The organism is Actinoplanes sp. CA-142083, assembly GCF_050942195.1.
Classification (GTDB): Bacteria; Actinomycetota; Actinomycetes; order Mycobacteriales; family Micromonosporaceae; genus Actinoplanes.
Genome location: NZ_CP192076.1, coordinates 258,781 through 282,429, shown reverse-complemented (window position 1 = coordinate 282,429; position 23,649 = coordinate 258,781). Strand labels below are relative to the sequence as shown.

Genomic DNA, 23,649 nt, shown 5'->3' with positions numbered 1-23,649 from the left:
AGTTCTCTGCATGGAAGACGACGAAGCCCCTCCGGCCGACCCGCTGGCGCTGATCGAGCGCGAGCGCGCCAATCTCGTACGAGATCTCACCCCCGACCCCCGCCTGATGTACTGGCCCTGGGGTTTCGCCTGGCTGATCGGCTTCGGCCTGCTGTTCCTGCGCTTCGGCCCGGACGGCCGGGTCTTCGTCGACCTGCCCGGGTGGCTGCCGCTGACCGTGCTGCTGCTCCTGCTCATCGCGGCCGGCATCACCACCGGCGTGGCCGGGGCGCGCGCCAGCCGGCAGACCGCCGGCCCGACGTCACGCCAGGGCAAGATGTACGGTTTCGCCTGGTCGATCGCCTACACCGGCTTCTCGATCCTCTTCGCGCAGTACGGCGGCGGCGTCCTGCCCGACGACCGGCTGGGCCTGCTCTGGGCGGGCGGCATGGTCGCCCTCACCGGCGCGCTGCACATGGCCGGCGCCGCGATCTGGAACGATCGCCAGCTCTTCTTCCTCGGCGCCTGGACCAGCGTGATCAACATGATCGGCATCGTCGCCGGTCCCGGCTGGCACTCGCTGATCGTCGCGGTGGCCGGCGGTGGCGGCATGCTCGCCGCCGGCCTGCTCTGGCGGTCGAGGCGATGAGCGACGGCGCCGAGCTCGACCCGGTCATCCACGCCCAGGCCCGGCTGCGGGTGGTCTCCGCCCTCTCGGTCCTGCGCGAGGACGACAAGGTCACCTTCCCCCGGCTGCAGGACTCGCTGCGGATGACCGCCGGCAACCTCTCGGTCCACCTGCGCAAGCTCGAGGACGCGGGATACGTCGAGGTCACCAAGACCCACCAGGGCCGCACGCCCGCCACGTTCGTGCGGCTCACCCGCCGCGGGCGGCTCGCCTTCGAGGAGTACCAGGAGGCACTCCGCGCCCTGCTGAATCCCACGTCTCTGGAGGAACAGCCGTGATGCTCGCCCGTGCCGTCGAGGTCAGCCGTCGCTACGGCGACACCCTGGCGCTCGACCGCGTGTCCCTCGATATCGCGCCCGGCGAGCTCGTCGGCCTGCTCGGGCCCAACGGCGCCGGCAAGAGCACGTTGCTGAGCCTGCTCACCGGCGTCCGATCGCCCAGTTCCGGGCGGGTCGAGCTGCTCGGCGGCGATCCGCGCCGGCCGGCAAGCCGGCGTCGCCTGGGGGTCACTCCACAGGAGACCGGTCTGCCCGCCTCGCTTCGCGTCGGCGAGGTCGTTGATTTCGTACGGGCGCACTACGCCGACCCGATGCCCCGCGACGAGGTTCTCTCCCGCTTCGGGTTGGGTGATCTCGTACGCCGTCAGACGGGTGGCCTGTCCGGCGGCGAGAAGCGGCGGGTCGCGGTGGCCCTCGCCTTCGCGGGCCGGCCGGAGATCGTGTTCCTCGACGAGCCGACCACCGGGCTCGACGTCGAGGCGCGGCGTTCGCTCTGGGACGGCATCCGGGAGTTCCACGCGGGTGGTGGCACGGTCGTGCTGACCAGCCACTACCTGGAGGAGATCGAGGCGCTGGCCCAGCGGGTGGTGGTGATCGGGAACGGCCGGGTCCTCGCCGACGACTCGGTCGCGGCGGTGCGCGGGCTCGTCGCGGTGCGCCGGGTGAGTCTGACGTCAGCCGTACCCGTGCCGTCCTTGCCCGGTCTGAGCGCGACCGACCGCGAGGGTGACCGCTGGCACCTGCTCACGCCCGACTCGGATCGCCTGGTTCGCGACATCGTCGCGGCCGGCGTGCCCTTCACCGACCTCGAAGTGCGGCCGACGTCGCTGGAAGAGGCGTTCCTGACCCTGACCGACACGCCGGAGGACTCATGTCTGCTCTCGTCCTGACGCACGCCCGCGCCCAACTCATCGAGACCGCACGCACGCCGATCGCGATTATCGGCAGCGCTTTCTGGCCGGCGGCTTCGATGCTGGCCTTTGTGGTTCCGTTCGTCGGTTCGGATCCGGTTTATGCGACCTATGCGACGGCCTCGATGGTTACGTTCGCGGTGATGAGCACAAACCTTTTCCAGTACGGGGTGGGAGTGTCCGAGGATCGGGTCCAGCCCTGGGAGCCATATGTTCGGACCCTTCCCACCGGCCCCGTTCCGCGTTTTGCCGGGCGGTTGCTGTCGGGCTTCGGGCTGATGGTCTTCTCGCTATTGCCGGTCGTGCTGATCGCCTGGCTGTTCACCGCCGCCTCCCTGTCGACCCTGTCCTTTTTGACCGCGTTTTTCGCGACATTTATTATTTCCGTTCCCTTCATTTTGATGGGGCTGGCGATCGGGTACTCGGTGCCGCCGAAGGCCGCGGTCGTGGTCGCGCAGGTCCTGTTCTTCCCGCTGGCCTTCGGGGGCGGCCTGATGACGGCGCCCGGCGGCGCGCCCGGTTTCGTCGAGGACCTCGCGCCCTATCTGCCGACCGGCGCATCGGTGCGGCTGATGTGGGCGGCGGTCGGCGACTATCCGCTTCAGATCGGCTCGGTATTGTCCTTGATCGCGTGGATTGTCGTGCTCGGCGGGGTGGCCCTGTGGGCCTATCGACGGGACGAGGGTCGTCGATTCAGCTAGAACATCGACACTTAATCCCAACCAAAGGAAGTCGATGCGACGATGCGCTCATGACCGTATCGACGCCCGGCTTTCCTACCTGGGTGGATCTGGGAACGGCCGATCTCGAAGGTGCGCGGCGCTTCTATTCGGCGCTGTTCGGCTGGGGCTTCGAGGACGACGGGGCGTACACGACGTTTCTCCTCAATGGGCGGCCCGTGGCGGGTGCCGGGCCGCTCTACGACGCGGGGCAGCCGACCGCCTGGAGCACCTACATCGCGACCGCCGACGCCGACGCGGTGGCGGCCCGCGTCGCGGCGAACGGCGGCAAGGTTCTGGTCGCCCCTTTCGACGTGCACGACCAGGGCCGCATGGCGGCGTTCCTGGATCCGGGCGGCGCCCCGTTCAGCGTCTGGCAGGCCGGCACGATGAGCGGCGCCGCGTTGTTCGACGTGCCCGGCACGCTCACCTGGAATGAGCTGAACACCCGCGATCTCGAGGGGGCGCACGCCTTTTACGGCGCGGTGTTCGGCTGGCAGTTCCGGCACAGTTCGATCGGCGAGATGCCGTACCTGGTGGCGAAGCTCGACGAGACCCCGATCTGCGGCATCCAGCCGATGACGGCCGAGGACTGGCCGGCCGACATGTCCCCACATTGGATGGTCTATTTCGCGGTGCACGACTGCGATCGGTCGGCCGAGCACGCGATCGCGCTGGGTGGGCGGGTGCTGTTTCCGCCGATGAGCCTGCAGATCGGGCGGTATGCGGTGCTCAGCGATCCGCAGGGCGGCATGTTCGCGGTATTGGCCTCCAACCGCTAGCCTCTCCATAGATCGCTGTCTATGCGCTGTCTCCCCGCGGCCTCTGCTTGATGGGAGATGGTCATGTTTCGTTGGCTTGCCGCCGTTGCGTTGCTGGTGCCTCTGCAGGTGGTGGGGGTGGCGGCCACATCCGCCTCGCCCGCGTGCGCCTCGGTCGCACCCATTTCTCTTGCGGCCGGGCCCACCGTCTGGCTGGCCGGAGACTCGACGATGGCCAACCCGAGCGCGGCCTGCCCGGTCGGGTGGGGCAACAAGTTCGGGGCGCTCTTCCAGACCGGGGTCACGGTCAACAACCGGGCCGTGGGCGGGCGGAGCATTCAGACCTGGCTCTACGAGGGCAACGTCACCGGCACCAAGAACACGAGCGGTGAGTGCGTGCTCAGCTCCACCACGTACTCGACGCGCTGGCAGGAGATGCTCACCGGGATGAAGTCCGGTGACTACCTGTTCATCCAGTTCGGCATCAACGACGGCGACCCGAACTGTCCGCGCCACGTCGGCACCGCCCGCTACCAGCAGCTGATGACGATGATGGCGCAGGCCGCCCTGGCCCGCGGCGCGCATCCGGTCCTGCTCACCGCGGTTGCCGCGATCACGTGCTCGGGCAGCGCCGCGGTCAAGAACCGGGGCTTCGTCACGCAGACGACGGCGGCCGGCTCGGCGACCGGATCGCCGGTGATCGACCTGCAGACACTGAGCGTGAACCTCTACAACAGCCTGCGGTTCTGCCCGAACAACGGCAACTACACGACCGGCGCGCTCGGCGCGTTCTTCTGCAACGACCACACCCATTTCGAGGCGTACGGGGCGCAGCAGATCGCCGGTCTCGTGGCCGGCGCCCTTCGCAGCCAGAACATCCCGCTCGCCTCGTACCTCAAGTAGCGTCCAGTCCCCCGACGATGCACCGCAGGCCGAACGCGAATCCGTCGTTGTCGTTCGGCCCGAAGGCGCCCTCACCCGCCGCCTCGGCAAGAGCCGGGAAGTCGCCGGCGTGCTCCCGCAGCATCCCGCGGAGCTCGCCGGCGAGGCGCGCCCCCTCACCGGCGGCGATGCCGGCCTCGGCCTGCACTTGGCTGCGGATGTGCCCGATGATCACCAACGCGGCGTCGACCCGCTCGGGGCCGGTCAGCCTCGTGGTGGCCAGCACGCCCACCGCGGCCTCGAGCCAGCTCAGTTCTTTGGGGCCGATCGGGCGCGCCTCCATCGTGGCCGTGGCAAGCCAGGGGTGGCGGTGGAAGACGGCGTAGAGATCCGTCGCCCAGCCGATCAGCGCCGGCTGCCATCCCTCGCCTTCGTCGCCCGCGCCGTCGCGCCTGCCCGCGCTCGGGGCCTCGCTGATCGGCGGCGCCTGGCCCAGTGCGGCGTCGATCATCAGGCTGACCAGCTCGGATCGGCCCGGCACATACCGGTACAGCGACATCGCGGTGAAGCCGAACCGGTCGGCGACCCGCTTCATGGTGACCGCCGCCAGCCCCTCGGCGTCGGCGATCTCGACGGCGGCGCTCGCGATCTGCTCGACGCTGAGCACCGGCCGCGGCCCACGACTGCGCGGCGCGGGGCTTCCCCACAGCAGATCCATGCCTTCAGCCTTTCCCGTTGACTCCTCGGCCCGGAACTGTGTATAACATAAACAGAACTGCTTACGAGATAAACAGTTGGAGGAGACATGAGCACGCTCAACGGAAAGACCGCCCTGGTGACCGGCGGGTCGCGCGGCATCGGCCGGGCGACCTGCCGCCGGCTGGCCGCCGAGGGGGCGCTGGTCGCCGTGCACTACGGGAGCGACGACGCCGCGGCCAAGGGGACGCTGGCCGAAATCGAGGCGGCCGGCGGCCGCGCTTTTCCCATCAAGGCAAGGCTCGGCGGCGAGGGCGACACCGACACGGTGATCGCGGCGCTGGAGTCCGGGCTGCGCGAGCACACCGGCCGCGCCCACCTCGACGTCCTGGTCAACAACGCGGCCCTGGGCGGCCCGCCGTACGAGGATCGTTCCGGCTTCGACGAGCTCTTCGCGGTCAACGTCCGAGCGCCCTACTTCCTGACCCTCGGCGCGCTGCCGCTGATGGGCTCGGGCGGCCGGGTCATCAACATCGGCTCCGCCGTGACCAGGATCGCGCTGCCCGGCGAGCTCGCCTACGCGATGACCAAGGCGGCCATCGAGACCCTGACCCGCAACGCCGCCAACGAGCTGGGCGCCCGCGGCATCACCATCAACACCGTCAACCCCGGCCCGACCCGCACCGACCGCACGGCCGCCTTCATGGACCTCCCGCAGGTGCAGGAGGCGGTCGCGGCGTCCCAGGCGCTGGAGCGCGTGGGCCGGCCTTCGGACATCGCCGACGTGGTCGCCTTCCTGGCCGCCGACAACAGCCGCTGGCTGACCGCAAACGTGATCGACGCGTCCGGCGGCAGCTATCTGGGCCCCAAGCGCCTGGGCTGACGCCCCGCTCGCCGCACAGCGGGAGTCGGCCGAGCTCTCGACCCGAGCCTCGGCCGGCGCCCCGCTCAGCCGCAGCCGGCGTGGACCGCCCCATGGACCGGGACCGGTCGGCGCCGCTCAGCCCCGGACCGGGACCACCAACGGGCCGTGATCACCTTCGATCACCCGGACCCGCACCCGGTAGTGCTCGGCCAGATTCTCCTCGGTCAGCACATCCGGGGGCGTACCCGCCGCCACGACCCTCCCGGCCGCGAGCAGGACCATCCGGTCCGCATACTCCCCCGCGGTCGTGAGGTCGTGCATGGTCGCCAGCACGGTGAGCCCCCGCTCCCCTCGCAGCCGGTCGACGAGCTCGAGCACCTCTTGCTGATGTCCGATGTCGAGCGCGCTGGTCGGCTCGTCGAGCAGCAGGATCCGCGCCCCCTGAGCCAGCGCCCGCGCCAGGAACACCCGCTGCCGCTCGCCGCCGCTCAACGTGTCGAGCCGCCGCCCCGCGAACCGCTCGAGATCGAGCTCTCCGAGCACCTCATCCACGGTGGCCAGGTCGGCGGCCGACTCACGCCCGAGAGGAGGCACATAGGGAGTACGCCCGAGCAACACGTAATCGAATACCCGCATAGCGGGCGGCACAACGGGCGACTGCGCGACGGTGGCGATCGTCTTGGCCCGTTCCCGCCGATGCAACTTGTCGACAGCCACGCCGTTCAGCTCGACAACGCCTTCAAACGGCAATAGTCCCCCGATAGCCCGCAGCGCCGTCGACTTCCCCGCGCCGTTGGGCCCGATCACGGTCACCCACTCCCCAGCCGCGACATCGAGGTCAACGCCGTCGACGATAAGCGCCTTCTCAAGCCGAACCCGCAGCCCCGCGACCACGATGGCCCGCTCCCGCCCACCTTGCTCCCCCGCCTCGCCGCGCTCCCCCGCGTTGCCGGGCTCCCCAGCGTTGCCGGGCTCCCCAGCCTTGCCGGGCTCCCCAGCCTTGCCGGGCGACATTTCCGAAATGTCGCCCGGGTTCGGCGTGACCGCGTGATGGGCGCGGGCGACGGCAGCGGCATCGAGGTCCGCGTGCAAGAGGCCGGCGGCGTCACGCTCGGCGTGAGTCGGACCGCCAGCATCACGGTCCGCCCGCGACGGACCGGCGGCGTCACGCTCGGCGTGAGTCGGACCGACAGCAGCACGGTCCGCCCGCGACAGACCGGCGGCGTGGGTCGGGCCGGCGGCGTCGTGGTCCGCGTTTCGGGTCACGGCGCGGCCGTCCGGGTCGTTCGCAGCACGACGATGAAGAACGGCGCCCCGAAGAAAGCCGTCACCACCCCGATCGGGATCTCGGCCTGGCCGCCCGCCGTGCGCGCCAGCAGGTCGGCCAACGCCAGAAAGGCGCCCCCGAACAGCACCGACAGCGGCAGGATCGAGCGGTAACTCGGCCCCGCCAGCAGCCTCATCGTGTGCGGGACGATGATGCCCACGAACCCGATCAGCCCGGACACCGAGACCGCCGCGGCCGTGCCCAGCGAGGCCGCGATGATCAGCAGGTAGCGGCTGCGCTGGGGATGCAGGCCCAGGCCGGTTGCCTCCTCGTCGCCGACCGTGAGCACGTCCAGCTCGCGGCGCTGGGAGAGGACGATCGCGCCGGTCACCGCGGCATACGGCAGGACCAGCAGCACGTCGTGCCAGCCGGCGGTGGCCAGGCGGCCCAGCAGCCAGGAGTAGACCTCGCGCAGCGTGTCGACGTGTTGCTGCATCACGTACGTCTGAGCGGCCGCCAGAAAGCTCGAAACCGCGACCCCCGCCAGGATCAGGGTGGCCGGTGAGCGGTCGCGGCCGCCGGCCGCGCCGAGGAGCCAGGTCAGCGCCACCGCGATCAGCGCGCCCACGAACGCCGCCACCGGCACGCCGAACGGCAGGTCGACCGTGGCGTCGCCGGTGGTCGAGCGGAAGGCGATCACCGCCGTGACGCCCAGGCCGGCGCCGGCAGCGACGCCGAGCAGGTGCGGGTCGGCCAGCGGGTTACGGAAGACGCCCTGGTAGGCGGCGCCGGCCAGGGCCAGCATGCCGCCGACCAGCAGTCCCAGCACGACGCGCGGCAGGCGCAGCTCGAGCAGGATCGCCACCTCGCGCTCCGAGAGACCGCTGTGCAGCCGTACGCCGGGAATTTGATTGAGAAGCTCGACCGCCACGCCCGCCGGAGGCAACGCGACCGAGCCGAAGGCGAGGCCTGCGATCAGCGCGACCAGCACCGCGAGTATGCCGCCGGCCAGCCACGCCGGCTTCAGGCCGGCGGGCCGCACCACTCGCTCGCTCGGCCGCGCTTCGCGCAGGCCGGAAATCACGCGGGAACCTTGGCCACCGCGTCGGCGACGGACTGGACAAGATCGACCGTACGGGGTCCCCAGCGCGACGCGATGTCGTCGTCGAGCGCGTAGATCTGTTTCGCCTTGACCGCGGTGACCGTCTGCCAGCCGGAACGGGCCGACACGGTCTGCGCCGACTGCTGGCAGCACCTGCTGTCGGCCAGGAAGATCGTGTCGGGGTTCGCCTTGATCAGTGCTTCCTGGCTGAGCTGCGGATACCCGCCTTTGGCGCCGTCCGGGTCGGCGGCATCGGCCACATTGGTCATGCCGAACAGGGAGAAGATCGACCCGATGAACGTCTTGGACGTGACCGAGTAGAACGTCGGGTCGAGCTCGTAGTAGTAGCTGAGCGGCTTGGTGCGGGCCGGCACACCCTTGACGATCTTGTCGATCTGGGTGGTCATCTGCTGGCGCAGCGCCTCCGACTCGGCCAGGTGCCCGGTGAGCGTGCCAAGTTCCGAGATTTCCGAGTACGTGTCATCCATGCTGGTCGCCGCCGGCGTGAGGAAAACCGGGATCTTGAGTTTGCCGAGCTGGTCCACGATCTTGTCGGTGTCGTTGGAGAGCACCACGAGATCGGGATTCTTGGCGGCGATCGCCTCGGCGTTCGGCTTGAACCCCGAAAGGTCGGTCTTGGGCGCGTTGTCGGGATAGTTCGACTGGTCGTCGACGGCCACGACCTGCGGCCCCGCCCCGATCGCGAAGAGCATCTCGGTGGCGGTCGGCGTGAGCGAGACGATCCGCTTGGGCTGCGCGTCGAGCGTGAGGTCGCCGACGGTGACCGGATACGCGACAGCGCTGGCGGTGGCCGAGGGCGCACCGGTGTCGCTTTTTTCGTCGTTGCCCCCGCCGCAGCCGCCTGCGAACAGCAGCGTGGCCGCCGTCGCCACGGCAATGAACACGCGTTTCATCGAATCCTCCTGTCGGCCGGGCATGCGGTGGTGCTTCGCCGACAGGACGCGGTCAACCCGGGGCCCGCCCGCGAGGCGCCCCTCCCCGAGAGCGCTACTTCGCGACCGGCGCGCAGGCGACCTGGCTAGACCTCACCGGGGTCGGATGAGGCATCACAGTTGCGGGACAGCGCCGGTTTCCCACCGGCTTCGCTGCGACGCGGTCCCCCGCACGCTATCCCACCCCAGCGGGCGGATTCGCCGTGGTGCGCTTCTGCGAGGAAACGCACCATTTCGCCCTCGGGCGGGCGGCGGTCAGGCCACCCTCCTGGGATGGCGGGTTGTCACGCCACCTTCCCGGGACGGCTGGCGGTCGGGCGCCTTTCCGGGACGGCTGGCGGTCGGGCGCCTTTCCGGGACGGCTGGCGGTCGGCCGCCTTACCCGGGACTGCCGCGGTCAGACCGTCTTCTTGGAGGCCTGGGACTCGGCCCGGTCGGCCGCAGCGAGTTTGGCCCTCTCGGCCTTCTCGGCCCTCTCGGCGTTCTCGATGGCGGGCGCGGCCTTGTCGGCGGTGGCGGGCGTGTCGCTCTCGAGGGCGACCTGGTCGAACTCGGTGGCGCGGTCGCCCTCGGCGGCGGCGTCCTCGTCGCCGGCCAGGGCCGCGCGGAGGCGCTGCTTTTCGGCGGTGCGGCGCGACGCCGCGTCGGCCAGCTGCTCGCCCATCTTGTTGCGCCAGTCGGCCAGCAGAAAGAAGGAGAGGACGGCCGACAGCAGGAGCGCGACCATCGCTTTGATCAGAATGTTCAGCGGGAGCGGCAGGAGCAGCGCGAAGAGCAGCACAAACAGGCCCAGGCGGCCGAGGGTGTACTTGACGGCGGGACTCATTCTTCTCTCCCTAACCCGCGCGGTGGCTCAGCCACCGGAGGCCGTAGAACCAGATCAGGCAATAGACGATCGTGAACGTGCCGGCGCCGACCAGGCCGCTGACCAGCGCCGGGAAGACGGGGGCGACCAGGCCCACGAGGATCAGCCCGGCCGCCACGCCGAAGCCGGCGCCCAGCACGGCCACCACGACGCGGTAGGCGCCATGATCGCGGGCGGCGCGGAACTCCTCGGTGAAGAGCCACAGCGGGAGGATCAGCGCAAGCCAGCCGCTCGTGTGGCCGAACTCGGCCGTCCGGGTCAGCGCGAGCACCGCCTCGAAGGCCAGCAGCAGGACGGCGCCGATCACGAGCCCGGCCAGCGCGGTGCCGAGCAGATCGCCGATGGTGGCCAGGCGTCCGCTGGGGTCGCGGCGCGGGCGCCGCTCACTCTTGGTCTCGGTCATGACACCCCGAGGGTACGCCGTACCGAAGTGTCCCCTTACGCCCAGACCTGCTGCGGCTCACTGCGTCGATCGGCCAGCCGCGGGGCCTCGTCGTACTCGTGAACGACCTCGTACCGGGTGTTGCGCTCGACCGGGCGGAAGCCCGCGTCCCAGATGAGGTGCAGCAGGTCGTCGCGGTGCATGGTGTGCGGCGTGCCATACGAGTCGGCGTCGTGAGTGATCTTGTATTCGACGACCGAGCCGTCGAGATCGTCGACCCCGAAGTTCAGCGAGAGCTGGGCGACCGACAGGCCGTGCATGACCCAGAAGTTCTTCAGATGCGGCACGTTGTCGAACAGCAACCGGGAGACCGCGAACGTCTTCAGCGACTCGGCCGGCGCTGCCATCGTCGTACGCGATTGGATCCTGTTTCTGATCTTGCCGTCTTGGGAGTCGACGAAGTCGTGCTGGTAGCGCAGCGGAATGAAGACGGCGAAGCCACCGGTCTCATCCTGCAGCTCGCGCAGCCGGAGGACGTGGTCGACGCGGTGCCGGCGCTCCTCGATGTGGCCGTAGAGCATGGTGGCCGGCGTCTTCATCCCCTTCCCGTGGGCGAGGCGGTGGATGCGCGACCAGTCCTCCCAGTGGCAGTCGTGGTCGACGATGTGCTGCCGGACCTCCCAGTCGAAGATCTCGGCGCCGCCGCCGGTCAGCGACTCGAGACCGGCGTCCATCAGCTCGTCGAGGATCTCGCTCGCCGGCCGGCCGCTGATCTTCTCGAACCACTGGATCTCGGTCGCGGTGAAGCACTTGAGCTTCACGTCGGGCAGCGCCGCCTTCAGCTCGCGCAGCACCGTCGAGTAATAACGCCACGGAAGGGTCGGGTGGAGGCCGTTGACGATGTGCAGCTCGGTGAGCCCCTCGCCCTCCATCTCCTTGGCCTTGCGCACCGCCTCGTCGACGCGCATCGTGTACGCGTCCTTTTCGCCGGGTTTGCGCTGAAAGGAACAATAGGCGCAGCTTGCACTGCAAACGTTGGTGAGATTGAGGTGACGGTTGACGTTGAACATCACTCGCTCACCGTTCATCTCGGTGCGCTTGTGGTGAGCCAGCCTGCCCAGCCAGGCGAGGTCGTCGGACTCGTACAGCGCGATGCCGTCCTCGCGGGTGAGCCGCTCACCGGCGTACACCTTGTCTTCCAGCTCACGCTTGAGTCCGGCGTCCATCTGTAGCCCCTTCCCTCATCTGGTCGTTGAGACTACGGCTCCCCTCCGACAAGAAACTTGGACCCCATCTCGGAGGGGCCCCAGGTCACGCTGTCGTTCTCTTGATTCCCAGCCTTCTTTCACCTTCGATCAATCGACAGGCCTGTGAGGCATGCGGTAAGCAATTAGGGGGACACCGGCACGGACGGGGAGCACATGGCGACAGCACGACAGGCAGATCGACGAAACCGCACGGCGCGCCCTTGGTGGCGCCCCGCGGTTTACTCGGCTGCCGCGACCGCGGCGATCGCGGCGCTGTTCAATCCCCTCCCCGCCCTCGCCGCTCCAAATGTGCCGACCGTCCCGGGCGCCCCGATCGCCGTGCCCGACGTCGGCTCCCGGCCGATGGCGCTCGGCACCCTCGTGATGCCCGGCCAGCCCGCCGCCTCCACGACGCCGGCGGTCACCCCGATCGTCGGCGCCGCGACCAGCCCCGTCCTCCAGCAGATCGAGAAGGGCCGGGCCGACATCGCCACGATGGGCGACCAGCTCATCCAGGTCGGCCAGGACCGCGATCTCGCCAAGACCCAGCAAGAGACGGCCCTGAAGAGGTACGACGAGGCCGTCGTGCTGATGCAGGACGCGCGGTCCGCCGCCGCGTCCGCCGCCGCCAAGTCGGTGATGGAGGCCGCGGCGCTGCCGCCCGGCGCGTTCGACTCCGGGCTCGCCGGCCTCGACGACCTGGCCCGCCTGCAGCGCGGCGACACCGGCACCGAGCAGGCCGCCGCCCGGCAGCTGGAGACCGCCGAGACCTCGGTCCAGCTCGCCCTCGACGAGGACTCGCTGGCCAAGCAGCGGTACGAGCAGCTGGTCACCAAGTACAACTCGCTCAACACCCAGCTCGGCCGCAAGCAGACGGCGCAGCAGACACTCGAGCTCGCGCACGCCGACGAGCTGAGCGCGGCCGAGGCCACCGAGACCGCGACCGACACCCAGCTCGGCGCGCAGTACCTCGCCGGTGCCAACGCCGGCCGCGGCGCCGATCCCAAGGCGATCAAGGCGCTTGAGTACGCCTTGGCGCAGCGCGGCGACCCGTACGTCTGGTCGACGGAAGGCCCGAACACGTTCGACTGCTCCGGCCTGATGTGGGCGGCGTACCAGTCGGTCGGCTTCCAGCTCCAGCGGGTCTCCCGCGACCAGTACTGGCAGACCCACGAGAAGGTGGTCGACCGCTACTCGCTGCTCCCCGGCGATCTGCTCTTCTTCAGCTACTCCAACAGCTGGCGCGGCATCCACCACGTCGCGATGTACGCCGGCAACGGCCTGATGGTCGAGGCCCCGCGCACCGGCCTCAACGTGCGGCTCGTTCCCGTCCGCTGGACGCGGCTCTTCCAGGCCACCCGCGTGTTCGGCTCGGTGCCGGGCATCACCGAGGGCCCGGCCCTCGGCCAGCCCGACCCCGACACGGACACCGGCACCACGACGCCCGACAACACGTCGCCGGCGACGACCAGCCCGACGAACAGCGCCACCCCGAGCCCGTCGTCGACCACGACCAAGCCCGGCACGCAGCCGACGACGCCGACCACGACGCCGACGACCTCGCCGAGCACGACGAAGCCGACCACCGACCCGACGACGTCGCAGCCGACGACCAGCCCGACCACCGACAAGCCGACGACCAACCCGACCACCGAAACCCCGACGACCAACCCGACGACGGAGACCCCGGCGACCCAGCCCACGGCCGAGAACCCGACGACTCCGAGCGGCGACAGCTCGTCAAGCGGCACAAACCCGCCGTCCGGCGACTCGTCGAGCAGCAATTCGTCGTCCTCCGCCGCGACGTCGAGCAGCAGCTCGGCAAACGCGACGGAAGAAGCATCCGCGTCGGCCTCGGCGGGTTGATCGCTCCCGCTATCGTCCGCCGGGGCGGTAAAGATCGCCTTTCCGGTGGTAAGGATCCGGCCGCGCGAGTGGCCGGGTTGGTGCCGGGTGTGCTGACGCGCACGGATATGGCACGGTAAAGGCAGCGCCCGACGTCCCGGACCGTCGGCATGCGCGGTCGGGAGGTTTCATGGACGAGCGGCAGGCGACACCGGACAGCAACGGCACCAGGCCGGCTACCGGTGACGACCAGGAGGCATACACTCCTCCGCCGCCGCCTGCCCCGGGCGCGCTCTGGTCCTCACCCACCTCGTCCCCACCGGCCCCACCGGCCGCGGACAAGCCCGCGGACGCCAAGCCGGTCGACGGCAAGCCGGTCGACGGCAAGCCGGTCGACGGCAAGGCGGTCGACGGCAAGGCGGTCGACGGCAAGCTCGCGGGTCAGCAGCCCGCAGACGACAAGCTCGCGGCCGCCAAGCCTGTGGACCAGACGCCCTCGGATGACAAGCTTGCAGAAGACGGCCCCTCGCCGGACAAATCCGACGAAGGCCCCAGTGAGCCGGACGCCAAGCCCGCTGTCGCTCCCGTGAGCGGCACGGCGAGCGGTCGCGCCACGGTCGCAAGGCCCGCCGCGCCGGGCTCGGTCAGCGCTTCGGTGCCTGTCTCGGGTCCCGGTCGCGTTTCCGCCTCGTTCAGCGCCTCCGCCCCCGTCTCGGGCCCTGGCCGCATCACCGGTTCGGCCAAAGCACCGGCCCCGAGCACGGCCCCGGTTTCCGGCGCAGCTCGAGTTCCTGGCGCGGCTCCCGTGTCTGGCGCGGCTCCCGTGTCTGGTGCGGCTCCCGTGTCCGGCGCGGTGCCCGTGTCTGGCGCGGCTCCCGTGTCCGGCGCGGCTCCCGTGTCCGGCGCGGTGCCCGTGTCCGGCGCGGCTCCCGTGTCCGGCGCGGCTTCTGTGTCCGGCGCGGCTTCTGTTTCCGGTGCGGCCTCGGTGAGCGCCGCGGCGCCCGTCTCCGGCCCCGGACGCGTCACCGGGTCCGCTCGTCCGGTCAGCCCGGCCGGCGAAGGCCTCATGCCGGAGCGCATAGATGGCTCGTCCCGGGCGCTTCCGGCCAACCCCAGTTCGGGTGCGGCCCGAGCCGCCGTTCCTGGCGCGATCAACCCGGACGCCGGCGCTGTGCGAGCCGGCTCCTGGCCGAGCGGGGCGGCAAAAATCTATGGCGGCCGCCCTGCGGAGTCACCGTCGACCGACAAGCCCGTAGTCTCCTCGAAGTCCATCGGCTCGGCCACCGTGCCCGCCGCCGACCGGATCACCGAGCCGGAAAAGCCGCAGCTCAGCTACCCGAAACCGGCCGGCCCCGAGCCCTCGGAACCCAAGCCCGCCGACCCGAAGCCCGCGGACCCCAAGCCCGCAGACCCCAAGCCCGCAGACCCGCGGCCCTCTGACCCGCGGCCGTCGGAGCCCGAGCCTTCGGAGCCCAAGCCCGAGCCTGGCCCCGAGAAGCCCGAGCCGGAGCCAGAGAAGCCCGAGCCGCCCCGGCCGGTCCCGGGTCCGCCGACGAGGCCCGAGCCCACCCGGCCCGACCCGACGAAGCCGTTCGAGCCGCCGGCGCCGTTCCCGTCGCCGCAGCCGGGCCCGTTCCCGCAGCCAGGACCGCAGCCTGGGCCCGGACCGCAGCCTGGGCCCGGACCGCAGCCTGGGCCCGGACCGCAGCCTGGGCCCGGACCGCAGCCTGGGCCCGGACCGCAGCCTGGTCCGACGCCGCAGCCCGGACCGTTCCCTAGCCCGGTGCCGCCGGGTCCCGGGCCGTCCCCGGTGCCGCCCGGCCCGGGGCCTTCGCCGGTCCCGCCCGGGCCCGACCCCTTCCCGGTGCCGCCGCCCTCGCCGAGTCCGGTTCCCGACCCGCCCGGGCCCAGCCCGATCCCCGGCCCTCCGCAGCCGGTCTTCCCGCCACCGCCGAGCATCACGCCGGCGGCCGCCCGCCCGAGCAACCCGGCCGCCACGCAGTCGGCTGCTCCGGCCGACCCAACTGCCTACCTGAGCAACCCGGCCGCCGTGCAACCGGCCGCCCAGGCCGACCCGACTGCCTATCTGAGCAACCCGGCCGCCGCGCAACCGGGCAACCCCGTCGGCGCGCAGTCGGGCAAGCCGGCCGGCGCGCAGTCGGGCAATCCGGCCGCGCACCCGGGCAGCTCGGCCGCGCAGGGTGGGAGCGGGCTTCCGGCGTACACGATGCCGCCCTCGACGCCTGCCCACCCGGCGGCTCCTCAGGCGCCGCAGCACCCTTTCGGGGTCGGTGGACCGGGCTCGGTCACCCAGCCTTTCGGTGCGACTCACGCCCCGACCGCCCAGGTCAGCCCGCCGCCGGCCTATCCGCCGGAGTTCGATCCGTCGGCCACTACCGCCCTTCCGCAGCAGCGCGGTCCGGGCGGCACCGTCTATGGCACTGGTGGCTATCCGTCGATCGACACCACGATGCCCGTCTCCACCAACCCGGTGGAGAATTCCGGCTCGCTGACCGGGCATATCCTGGCCCAGGGCTGGCGTGACGAGATCGTCGACCGCCGTCGCAGCAACTTCAAAGTGGCCATCGCCATGCTCGTGGTGCTGGGTTTGCTGGTGACGGTGAGTGTGGTATTCCTGTTCACCGCCGGGAGCGCCTTCACCGACATGATTTCGGGGATGTTCGGCTGACCCAGCCTGGGCCCAGGGGTGAGCCTGCCCACTGCCGGTACGGAATGCGGTCGGCGTCCCAAACGTTGAGCCGTACACTTATGACAGTTGTTGACGCGGCGTGCCTTCACGGAGCATGCCACGGGCGTTCTTGCGGGCATTACAGCGGCGGGCTCATGGAAGCCGCGGCGGGCCATTCGCGAGCATGCGCCCCCGTAGAGAGGTTCTCTTGACCACTTTCGCTGATCCCAGCACGTTCCCGTCCGTTTTCGAAGCCCCCCAGGCAGAAACCCCCGCAGAGGCGCAGGCCGAGGAGACTCCGGCCGAGGTGACACCGGCCGTCGAGGTCACGCCGAAGAGCTTTGCCGATCTTGGACTTCCGCCCGAGATTGTGCGCGTGCTCACTCGCGAGGGCATCACCACCCCGTTCGAGATCCAGGCCGCGACGATGCCCGACGCTCTGTCCGGCCGCGACGTTCTCGGCCGCGGGCAGACCGGCTCGGGCAAGACCCTGGCGTTCGGCCTGCCGCTGCTCGCCCGCGTCGCGCAGGGTGGCCGCGCCCGGCCGCGCCACCCCAAGGCCCTGATCATGGTGCCGACCCGCGAGCTGGCCATGCAGGTGGCCGACGCGCTTCAGCCGCTCGGCCGGAGCGTCGGCGTCTTCCTCAAGACCGCGGTCGGCGGCGTGCCGTACGACCGGCAGATGGACGCGCTGCGCCGCGGCGTCGAGGTGATCGTGGCCACGCCCGGTCGTCTCGGCGACCTGATCGAGCGGGGCGCCTGCAACCTCCAGGACGTCGAGATCACCGTTCTCGACGAGGCCGACCAGATGGCCGACATGGGCTTCCTGCCCGAGGTCACCGAGCTGCTGGCCAAGACCCCGGAGAACGCGCAGCGCCTGCTCTTCTCGGCCACTCTCGACGGTGACGTCGACACGCTGGTCAAGCGGTTCATGCACGACCCGGTCACGCACTCGACCGCACCGGCCGAGGCCAGCGTGTCCACGATGGACCACCACCTGCTGCTGATCCCGCCGCAGGAGAAGTTCCCGATCACCGCGGCGATCGCCAACCGGCAGGGCAAGACCATCGTCTTCGCCCGCACCCAGATGGGCGTCGACCGGCTGGTCGAGCAGCTCCGTCAGGTGGGCGTCCGGGCCGGCGCGCTGCACGGCGGCAAGACCCAGCGGGTCCGCACGCGCACGCTCGCCGAGTTCAAGGAGGGCCGCTCCAACGTCCTCGTGGCGACCGACGTCGCGGCCCGCGGCATCCACGTCGACGGCATCTCGCTCGTCGTGCACGTGGACCCGCCGAAGGACCCGAAGGACTACCTGCACCGGGCGGGCCGCACCGCACGGGCCGGCGAGTCGGGCGCGGTGGTAACCCTGGTCCTGCCCAAGCAGCGGCGTAGCACCCAGGCCATGATGGGCAAGGCCGGCGTGGCGCCGGCCGAGGTCCGGGTGCGGCTGGGCGACGAGAAGCTCACCGAGATCACCGGCGCGCGCGAGCCGTCGGGCGTCCCGGTGGTCGAGGAGCCCGAGCCCCGGCGCGGCGACCGGCCGCGTGGCCGTTTCGGCGACCGTCCGCAGCGCTCGTACGGCGACCGCCCGCGCGGTGACGGCTACCGTCCGCGTGGCGAGGGCTACCGGCCCCGCAGCGAAAGCGGCGAGGGCTACCGCCCGCGCAGTGAAAGCGGCGCGGGCAGCGACGGCTACCGCCCGCGCACCGAGAGCGGCGAAGGCTACCGGCCGCGCGGCGACCGCGGCTTCGCCCCTCGCAACGGCGAGCGCTCCGGCGGCTTCCGTCGCGACAACCAGCGCAACGACCGCCGCGACGGCTCGTCGAGCCGCTTCGGCTCCCGCCCAGCACGCACGTACTGATCCAGCAAGCTCGCGATCCCCGGCAGACTTCTGCCGGGGATCGCTGGCATTGTGGGACCATGCCGCCAATGCCTGAGTCGCTGTTCTGGGAACGACGGGACACCGCCGGGGCGGAACACGCCCTGGTGGACGCCCGCAACGGCCTCTACGCCCGCGGGACGGTCCTGGCCGTCGATCCGATCCCGTTCACCTGCCGCTACGAGCTACGCACCGAGCCCGGCTGGTCGACCGCCCACGTGGACGTGACGGCCGAGGGCGCCGGCTGGGTGCGCAGCGTCCGGCTCGAGCTGGCCGCGGGCCGCTGGCGCGCCACGACGGCCGAGCAGGGCAACCTGGACGCCGTGCTGCGGGCCGGCGGTCATCCCGGCGCCGGCTTCCCCGGCATGGAAGACCCCGATCTCCTGTACGGCGCGTTCGACGTCGACCTCGGCGGCTCCCCGCTGACCAACACGCTCCCCATCCGCCGGCTGGGCCTGCTCAAGGCGGAGCCCGGCGTCTCGCACCGGATCAGCGCGGCCTGGGTCCTGATCCCGAGCCTCGAGGTGGTCCAGGCCGACCAGATCTACACCCCGCTCGGCGACAACCGGATCCGGTACGCCAGCGAGACGTTCAGCGCCGACCTCACCCTCGACGACGAAGGCTTCGTCGTGGACTATCCGGGACTAGCGCACCTGAAAAAGTAAATCTCAACCGAGGCCCGGCTGGGGCCGGTTCTCCCACTTCGTCGACAGGGCGATCGCCGTACGCGTCGAAGCGACCCCGGGTGTGCGGTTGATCCGCACGATGAGCTGCTCGAGCTCGGCGATCGTCCCGACCCGCACGATCAGCTGGTACGACTCCACACCGGCCATGAAATAGCAGCTCTCGACCTCGGGCATGGCCCGCACGGCGGCGAGCACGTCGTCGGTGTCGGCGCCGGAGTCCTCGATGATGCCGATCAGCGCGGTGACGCCCAGTCCGAGGGCTTCGTGGTCGACGTCGGCGCGGTACCCGCGGATGGTGCCGGCCGCTTCGAGCTTGCCGACCCGCTCGTGCACGGCCGGCGCGGAGAGTCCGACCTTGCGGGCCAGCTCGGCGTACGACGAGCGCGCGTTCTCCCGTAGCAGGTCGATCAGCCGGAGGTCGATGGAGTCCATGGCTCAGACCCTAATCGGGTGGCAGATAGCTACTCACGCCCGGTAGCGACGAATCGGCGGCAGGATAACGATCACTGTCGCAATTAGGGCTTTTTCCGCATTCCAGGGACTCGGTTCCGGGGCAATGCTCTAATGGCTTTACGTCCCGATCGAGCACGCCGACACTCACCGTGATCACGGCCGCTCCAAGACCGACGCGAGGAGGGGGTTGTGGACACTGGAGATCGTCTGCTGACACCGGGCGAGGTGGCCGCGCTGTTCCGCGTCGACCCCAAAACGGTCACGCGATGGGCCGCCGCCGGGCGTATCGGCAGCATCCGCACTCCGGGTGGCCACCGCCGATTCCGCGAGTCGGAGGTCCGTGCGCTGCTCGAGGGCGACGGCGTGGTCGAGGAGATGCGCGAGGACGACGCCGCCAATCGGCCCCGCAACGCGGGCCCGAGCAATCCCGGAATGGGTTACGGCCCGCCGAATGGCTTGCGCTGAGCGTTGAGCTCGCCCTTCCATCGGGTCGAAAGCGTGTGGGGTACGCCGAGCGCGTCCAGCACCTTTCCCGCCACGAAGTCGACGAGTTGCTGCGCGGTCGCACCGGCCCCGGCGCCGTAGAAGCCGGGGCTGGCCGGCAGCACGACCGCCCCGGCGTCGTGCAGCGCGATGAGGTGCTCGAGGTGGCTGCGGGTGACCGGGGTCTCCCGCGGCACCACCACCGTGCGCCGGCGCTCCTTGAGGTTGACCTCGGCAGCTCGCTGCAGCAGGTCCTTGGAGAGCCCGATGGCGATGCCCGCGCACGCCGCCGTGCTGGCCGGCACGACCACCATCCCCTTCGCCGGGTAGGAGCCGCTGCTCGGCCCGGCCGCCAGGTCGCCCGCCGGCCAGTAGGCCAGGTCGCCCAGGTCGCGGCCGAGCCACGCCGCCACGTCGTCCTTCCAGTGCGCGTCCCGCACGGTCGCGCCGGTCTCGTCGAGCAGGGTGAGCCGCGCCGCCCGGGAGACGACGAGGTCCACCGATTCGCCCGCGTCCAAGAGGCCGATCAAGACCGCTTTCGCGTACGGGGTTCCCGAGGCACCCGAGACGCCGACGACCCACGGTTCACGCATGCCTCAAGTGTGCCCGCTAGCCTCGCACCGGTAGGTGGCTTGCCGGAATGGCGCTGCTCACGGGCAACCAGGTCGACGGCTTGGCCGGGTCGGCCACCTCGACCGCGTTGAGCACCTTGAGCAGTTCGCTCTGGCTGATCGCCGGGCCGCCGACCACCTCGAGCACATACTTCCCGCCGCTCAGCGGGCGACCGCAGCTGCCACCCATCGCCTGCTTGCTGCCGGCCGCTCGATGGCCGTCGACGCATCTGGTCTTGGTCGGCATATCCATCGCGGTCCGCTCGGACGGGGTGGTCACCCGGATCGAGAGCACCTTGGACGCCTGACCCTGGGTTCCCGGCGGAAGGCCCCGGTCGGGCTGGTGCAGGCGGACCATGACCTGGACGGCCGGCACGAAGTTGGCCGCGGTGCGGATCCCGGAGTCGGGGTGGGCGGCGACCTCGGCGAGGGTGTAGTCGCCGGCGACGTAGCCGGCCTTGAAGGCGACCCGGACCGGCGTCGGCGTGCCCGGCGTGAAGGCCTCGGCCACTTGCCGGAGCTCGGCGTCGCTCAGCCCCCGGACGTTCTGCGGCTTGACGACGGCGACGGCCCCGCCGCCGTATTCCCAGGCGAGCCAGCGATCACCGTTCCGCTCGACGAAGTAGGCGCGCCCGCCATCGACCCGGGCGGTGTCCGTCAGGTGGTAACCGGCCCCGGAGCGGCTGAACGGGTAGACGCCCGGGCGGAAGACCTGGAGCAAGCCGGCCTGCTGGTCGGAGCCGGTCTTCCGGATGACCGCGGTGTCGCCGGCGAACGTCCAGCCGGTGGGATCGGCGACCCGGAACGGGCCCGCGTCGTAGCCGGCGAACTCGAACTCGACGCCCGCCTTGCCCGCCGTCGGGGCCGGGGCCGGCGTGGTGACGGCCGGAGTGATCGGCCGCGGCGGCGAGTCGGCACGGGTGACGATCTGCGGAACCCCGATCGCGACGATTGCCGCCGCACCCGCAGCCGTCGCCCATCCGGCCCGCCGCCGAAGCCGAAGCCGCTTGCCGGCCCGCACGGCGTCCTCCACGTCGTAACGCGGAGGCGGCGCGTCGGCCCGCACGTCGTCCAACAGGTCAGACAGCCTCATAGCGAGCCTCCTCGCGCTCGTCGATGCCGGGCACGACGCCGAGGATCCGGCGGAGCGTGTCGAGACCCCGCGACGTGTACGCCTTGACAGTGCCCTCGGGGCAGCGCAGCGCCGCCGCCGTCTGCGGCACGCTGAGCCCTTCGAGGAACCGCAGCACCAGCACGGCCCGGTGCTTGACCGGCACCCGCAGCAGCGCCTGCCGCAGCCGCAGCCGGTCGTCGACGGCCGGGATGAGGTCCTCACCGGCGAGATCCGGCATCGCGTGGCTGCTCGCCTGCTCGCGCCGCCACCACGGTCGCCGGGTCTCGTCGATGGCCGCCCGCACCACGGCGGTGCGGGCGTACGCATCGGGGTTGTCCAACCGCCCCCACTTCACGTACAGCCTGGCCAGCGCGGCGAGGACGGCGTCCTCGGCCAGCTGCCAGTCACCGCACGTGAGGTAGGCGAGCCCGCGCAGCGCGTCCATCCGCGCCGCGACGAACTCCCGGAACTCGGCCTCGTTGTCGCTCACGCGGATTAGACGGCGCTCCTTGGATCAACGGTTACACCCGGTTCTGAGGCCGGCTGCGCTATGGCACCCGTATTTGAACAGCCTCGGGCACCGTCGCGTGGGCGGGGAACCAGGTGGATGGGTCGTCGGGGTCCGCCAGTGTGATCGACGCGAGCATCTTGCGGGCCTCGGCATTGGAGAGGCTGCTGCCTCCGACGCGTAGCCGGAAACGACCGTTGTCCACGGGGTGGTAGCAGCCCTCCACGTCGCAGTGGACCTTCGCCGGATCGGCGCCGCCGACCTCGGGCGACGGCAGCGTGGCCATGTGCTGGCTCGACGGCATCAGCAGCACCATCATGCTCTGCACGCCATTCTTCCGCACCGAGTCCGGCACCCGGCCATCGGATCCGGACATTTGAGCCGCCGCATACTCCTCGGGCACGAAATTCAGGCCCCCGTCCGCCGTGCCCGGCTTCCCCGGCTTCCCGCTGGCGCTGGAGAGCTTCCAGCCAGGAGGCACGTAGCCGATCTTGAGAGGCACCGTGACCTCTTGCTCCTCGCTCAACGTGAAGCCCTCGGCCACCCGCCGCGCGTCGGCGGCGGAAAACCTCTCATCCTCCACGAATCCCACGGACGCAAGCAGGCCGTCGGCGTACTCCCAGTAGAAGTTCCGGGGAAGCAGGTAGTCGAATTTGGAGGGCGTCGGAGAATCGGGGTGGAGCTCGAGCCAGAATGCCCGCCGTCCATGGACCGGCTCGGCCTCAATGATCTTGCCGTTGGGGTACTGGCGCAACGGATCGACCCCCGGGCCGTAGACGGCGAGTGTCGCGTCGGTCTCGGGGGTGGGATTGACGATCCTCGTGACCGGCACGGTCGTCCCTCGGATCCCCGCGTCACTGGGCTCGCCGACCCGGTAGGCGCCCGCGTCGTATCCGTGGAAGTGGAACAGGAACGGGAAGAGCTCGCCGCTGGCCGGGGTGGTGATTACGACCGGCGTCGGTGTGGGGGTCGGCTTCGCCGGTTGCGACGGGCGCCGGGCGACGATCTGTGGCACCCCGATCGCGGCGGCTACCGCCACCACAGCCACGATCGCCAGCCCGGCGGTCCGCCTCCGCCGGCGGCGGCGACCCGCCACCAGCACGAATTCGACGTCGTGGCGCAGCGGCGGCCCGCCCGCCCGCGCCTGATCGAGAAGGTCACTGATTTCGGATGGCACGACGTCCCTCCCTACGCTCGTCCAACAGCTCGCGGAGCGCCTCGAGACCCCTCGACGTGTACGCCTTCACGGTCCCCTCCGGGCAGCGCAGCGCGGCGGCCGTCTCCTGCACGCTGAGCTCCTCGAGGAAGCGCAGCACGAGAACCGCCCGCTGCCGGGCCGGCAACCGGCTCAGCGCCTGCCGGATGTGGATCCGCTGGTCGATCGCGTGCGTGCCGTCGTCGGTCGGGCTGTCCGGCATCGCGTCGCCGTGCGACTGCTCGCGCCGCCACCACGGCCGTCGGGTCTCGTCGATCGCGGCCCGTACGACCATCGTGCGGGCGTACGCGTCGGGATTGTCGACCCTGCTCCATCGTCCGTAGAGCTTGGTCAGGACGCCGACCACCGCATCCTCGGCCACTTGCCAGTCACCGCACGTGAGGAAGGCCAATCCCCGTAACGACTCCATCCGGGCGTTCACAAACTCCCGGAACTCGGCCTCTTTGTCACTCACCCCAATTAGACGGACCACGACGGTCTTCGGGTTACAACAAAATCAGGTCGAGCCCGCGATCGCCCCGCTGATGAGGAGGCAGTCGGTTTCCGTCGCCGCGGGGTTTGCGGTGCCGGAAA

At 70.8% G+C, this 23,649-nt stretch carries 25 protein-coding genes and 1 riboswitch; of the genes, 12 read left to right on the top strand and 13 right to left on the bottom strand.

Annotated elements, in window-relative coordinates; genetic code table 11:
- Positions 1-10: 10 nt before the first annotated feature.
- From ACQPZX_RS01370 to ACQPZX_RS01345, 6 genes are all read left to right on the top strand, one after another.
- Entirely contained in the window at positions 11-628 is a 618-nt protein-coding gene (locus ACQPZX_RS01370; protein ID WP_433373190.1) for a transporter, read from the top strand.
- On the top strand, positions 625-945 hold the full coding sequence (locus ACQPZX_RS01365; protein ID WP_433373187.1) for a winged helix-turn-helix domain-containing protein: 321 nt from the start codon (positions 625-627) through the stop codon (positions 943-945). The genes ACQPZX_RS01370 and ACQPZX_RS01365 overlap by 4 nt, the downstream gene beginning before the upstream one ends.
- Entirely contained in the window at positions 945-1,835 is an 891-nt protein-coding gene (locus ACQPZX_RS01360) for an ABC transporter ATP-binding protein (RefSeq protein WP_433384913.1), read from the top strand. The genes ACQPZX_RS01365 and ACQPZX_RS01360 overlap by 1 nt, the downstream gene beginning before the upstream one ends.
- A complete protein-coding gene (locus tag ACQPZX_RS01355; RefSeq protein ID WP_433373184.1) occupies positions 1,817-2,557 on the top strand; it encodes an ABC transporter permease in 741 nt (246 codons plus the stop codon). The genes ACQPZX_RS01360 and ACQPZX_RS01355 overlap by 19 nt, the downstream gene beginning before the upstream one ends.
- A 50-nt stretch (positions 2,558-2,607) precedes the next feature.
- A complete protein-coding gene (locus ACQPZX_RS01350) occupies positions 2,608-3,357 on the top strand; it encodes a VOC family protein (RefSeq protein ID WP_433373182.1) in 750 nt (249 codons plus the stop codon).
- A 63-nt stretch (positions 3,358-3,420) separates the two neighbouring features.
- The gene (locus ACQPZX_RS01345; protein ID WP_433373179.1) at positions 3,421-4,239 is read left to right on the top strand and encodes a carbohydrate esterase; all 819 of its coding nucleotides are present in this window, start codon (positions 3,421-3,423) and stop codon (positions 4,237-4,239) included.
- On the opposite strand, the gene ACQPZX_RS01340 is transcribed toward ACQPZX_RS01345, so the two are convergent.
- Positions 4,232-4,936, bottom strand: a complete 705-nt coding sequence (locus ACQPZX_RS01340; protein ID WP_433373176.1) for a TetR/AcrR family transcriptional regulator — start codon at positions 4,934-4,936, stop codon at positions 4,232-4,234. The genes ACQPZX_RS01345 and ACQPZX_RS01340 overlap by 8 nt on opposite strands.
- An 87-nt stretch (positions 4,937-5,023) precedes the next feature.
- Between ACQPZX_RS01340 and ACQPZX_RS01335 the strand changes: the two genes are divergently transcribed.
- Positions 5,024-5,797, top strand: coding sequence for an SDR family NAD(P)-dependent oxidoreductase (locus tag ACQPZX_RS01335; RefSeq protein WP_433373173.1), 774 nt, complete (start codon positions 5,024-5,026; stop codon positions 5,795-5,797).
- Between the two features lie 117 nt (positions 5,798-5,914).
- Here ACQPZX_RS01335 and ACQPZX_RS01330 read toward each other — a convergent pair whose 3' ends face one another.
- From ACQPZX_RS01330 to mqnE, 6 genes are all read right to left on the bottom strand, one after another.
- Entirely contained in the window at positions 5,915-6,793 is an 879-nt protein-coding gene (locus ACQPZX_RS01330) for an ATP-binding cassette domain-containing protein (RefSeq protein ID WP_433373170.1), read from the bottom strand.
- Positions 6,794-7,041: 248 nt separating this feature from the next.
- Positions 7,042-8,130: a FecCD family ABC transporter permease gene (locus ACQPZX_RS01325; protein ID WP_433373167.1), complete on the bottom strand. Its 1,089-nt coding sequence runs from the start codon at positions 8,128-8,130 to the stop codon at positions 7,042-7,044.
- On the bottom strand, positions 8,127-9,062 hold the full coding sequence (locus ACQPZX_RS01320) for an ABC transporter substrate-binding protein (RefSeq protein WP_433373165.1): 936 nt from the start codon (positions 9,060-9,062) through the stop codon (positions 8,127-8,129). Before ACQPZX_RS01320 ends, ACQPZX_RS01325 begins: the two co-directional genes overlap by 4 nt.
- A 120-nt stretch (positions 9,063-9,182) precedes the next feature.
- Positions 9,183-9,250: riboswitch (cobalamin riboswitch) on the bottom strand.
- 248 nt (positions 9,251-9,498) lie between these two features.
- Positions 9,499-9,927, bottom strand: a complete 429-nt coding sequence (locus tag ACQPZX_RS01315) for a DUF4229 domain-containing protein (RefSeq protein ID WP_433373162.1) — start codon at positions 9,925-9,927, stop codon at positions 9,499-9,501.
- A gap of 10 nt (positions 9,928-9,937) precedes the next feature.
- Complete coding sequence (locus ACQPZX_RS01310) at positions 9,938-10,369, bottom strand: hypothetical protein (RefSeq protein ID WP_433373161.1); 432 nt, start codon at positions 10,367-10,369, stop codon at positions 9,938-9,940.
- 35 nt (positions 10,370-10,404) lie between these two features.
- Positions 10,405-11,574, bottom strand: coding sequence for an aminofutalosine synthase MqnE (gene mqnE, locus ACQPZX_RS01305; RefSeq protein ID WP_433373158.1), 1,170 nt, complete (start codon positions 11,572-11,574; stop codon positions 10,405-10,407).
- Positions 11,575-11,769: 195 nt separating this feature from the next.
- Here mqnE and ACQPZX_RS01300 point away from each other — a divergent pair, with 195 nt between their 5' ends.
- The 4 genes from ACQPZX_RS01300 to ACQPZX_RS01285 all read left to right on the top strand — a co-directional run bounded on the left by ACQPZX_RS01300 (position 11,770) and on the right by ACQPZX_RS01285 (position 18,670).
- Positions 11,770-13,461 (top strand): C40 family peptidase, encoded by a 1,692-nt coding sequence (locus tag ACQPZX_RS01300; protein ID WP_433373156.1) that lies wholly within the window; start codon positions 11,770-11,772, stop codon positions 13,459-13,461.
- 1,762 nt (positions 13,462-15,223) lie between these two features.
- Positions 15,224-16,129, top strand: coding sequence for a hypothetical protein (locus ACQPZX_RS01295; protein WP_433373153.1), 906 nt, complete (start codon positions 15,224-15,226; stop codon positions 16,127-16,129).
- A gap of 208 nt (positions 16,130-16,337) precedes the next feature.
- Positions 16,338-17,987, top strand: coding sequence for a DEAD/DEAH box helicase (locus tag ACQPZX_RS01290; RefSeq protein ID WP_433373151.1), 1,650 nt, complete (start codon positions 16,338-16,340; stop codon positions 17,985-17,987).
- A gap of 59 nt (positions 17,988-18,046) precedes the next feature.
- Entirely contained in the window at positions 18,047-18,670 is a 624-nt protein-coding gene (locus ACQPZX_RS01285; protein ID WP_433373148.1) for a putative glycolipid-binding domain-containing protein, read from the top strand.
- A gap of 3 nt (positions 18,671-18,673) precedes the next feature.
- Here ACQPZX_RS01285 and ACQPZX_RS01280 read toward each other — a convergent pair whose 3' ends face one another.
- Positions 18,674-19,123: an Lrp/AsnC family transcriptional regulator gene (locus ACQPZX_RS01280; protein ID WP_020515111.1), complete on the bottom strand. Its 450-nt coding sequence runs from the start codon at positions 19,121-19,123 to the stop codon at positions 18,674-18,676.
- A 210-nt stretch (positions 19,124-19,333) separates the two neighbouring features.
- On the opposite strand from ACQPZX_RS01280, the gene ACQPZX_RS01275 reads away from it, so the two are divergent.
- The gene (locus tag ACQPZX_RS01275; RefSeq protein WP_026206443.1) at positions 19,334-19,609 is read left to right on the top strand and encodes a BldC family transcriptional regulator; all 276 of its coding nucleotides are present in this window, start codon (positions 19,334-19,336) and stop codon (positions 19,607-19,609) included.
- Here ACQPZX_RS01275 and ACQPZX_RS01270 read toward each other — a convergent pair.
- Genes ACQPZX_RS01270 through ACQPZX_RS01250 form a run of 5 tightly spaced genes read right to left on the bottom strand, consistent with a single transcriptional unit; the run spans position 19,582 to position 23,530 of the window.
- Complete coding sequence (locus ACQPZX_RS01270; RefSeq protein WP_433373145.1) at positions 19,582-20,220, bottom strand: UbiX family flavin prenyltransferase; 639 nt, start codon at positions 20,218-20,220, stop codon at positions 19,582-19,584. The two genes, ACQPZX_RS01275 and ACQPZX_RS01270, sit on opposite strands and share 28 nt — an antisense overlap.
- 16 nt (positions 20,221-20,236) lie before the next feature.
- Positions 20,237-21,331: a hypothetical protein gene (locus tag ACQPZX_RS01265; RefSeq protein ID WP_433373142.1), complete on the bottom strand. Its 1,095-nt coding sequence runs from the start codon at positions 21,329-21,331 to the stop codon at positions 20,237-20,239.
- Positions 21,318-21,842 carry a SigE family RNA polymerase sigma factor gene (locus tag ACQPZX_RS01260; RefSeq protein WP_433373139.1) on the bottom strand — a complete coding sequence of 175 codons (525 nt, stop codon included), beginning with the start codon at positions 21,840-21,842 and terminating at the stop codon, positions 21,318-21,320. The genes ACQPZX_RS01265 and ACQPZX_RS01260 overlap by 14 nt, the downstream gene beginning before the upstream one ends.
- 58 nt (positions 21,843-21,900) lie before the next feature.
- Positions 21,901-23,037, bottom strand: a complete 1,137-nt coding sequence (locus tag ACQPZX_RS01255) for a hypothetical protein (RefSeq protein WP_433373137.1) — start codon at positions 23,035-23,037, stop codon at positions 21,901-21,903.
- Positions 23,018-23,530, bottom strand: a complete 513-nt coding sequence (locus tag ACQPZX_RS01250) for a SigE family RNA polymerase sigma factor (protein WP_433373134.1) — start codon at positions 23,528-23,530, stop codon at positions 23,018-23,020. Before ACQPZX_RS01250 ends, ACQPZX_RS01255 begins: the two co-directional genes overlap by 20 nt.
- Between the last annotated feature and the right edge of the window lie 119 nt (positions 23,531-23,649).